The following is a 654-nucleotide window of genomic DNA, read 5'->3' as shown; positions in this document are numbered from 1 at the left end:
TGATCGCATATCTGGCAACGCCGTCTTCGACGTCGGCAACCAGGCTACGGTGTTCGATCATGACGCCTTTAGGCTTTCCGGTTGAACCGGAGGTGTAGATGACATAGGCGAGATGCCGGGATGTGAGACCAAGGGCTGATCGCTCGGGATTGTCATCGCAAGCGCTTGCCCATTCCGCCGTGGTCAGATCCAGTAGCGGGCAGGGCAGGCCTGCCTCCTCCAGCATCGCCCCGACAGGCCCGAAGGTCTTCGCGTCGACGAGCACCGCCACCGGTGCACTGTCCGACAGCATGAAGGCAAGACGGTCGGCGGGATAGGCAGGATCCAGTGGCACATAGGCTGCGCCCGCCTTCAGGACCCCGAGCAGCCCGACGATCATCAGCGGGGATCGCTCGACGCAGATGCCGACACGTGCATCAGGGCGCACGCCAAGTTCGATCAGCCTGTGGGCGACACGATTGGCGCGCACATTCAGCTCGCCATAGCTGATCTCCTGGTCTTCGCAGATCAGCGCGATCGCATCCGGCGAGCGCGCAACCTGGGCCTCGAACAGATCATGGATGCAGGCGTCCTCAGCAAAGGCGGTGGCCGTGTCATTCCAGTCCTCAAGCAGGAGATGACGCTCCTGAACGCCAAGCAAATCAATCCGGCCGA

General features: G+C 62.2%; 1 protein-coding gene. It reads right to left on the bottom strand.

Translation table 11 applies throughout. The features are described from left to right. On the bottom strand, positions 1–654 hold a 654-nt coding region (locus tag A6U86_RS25370; RefSeq protein ID WP_141683814.1), incomplete at both ends, for an AMP-binding protein.

The organism is Rhizobium sp. AC27/96 (genome assembly GCF_001692325.1).
Taxonomy (GTDB): Bacteria; Pseudomonadota; Alphaproteobacteria; order Rhizobiales; family Rhizobiaceae; genus Rhizobium.
Note: the sequence above shows the minus strand (reverse complement) of the source record. Positions and strands in the feature narration are given on the sequence as shown.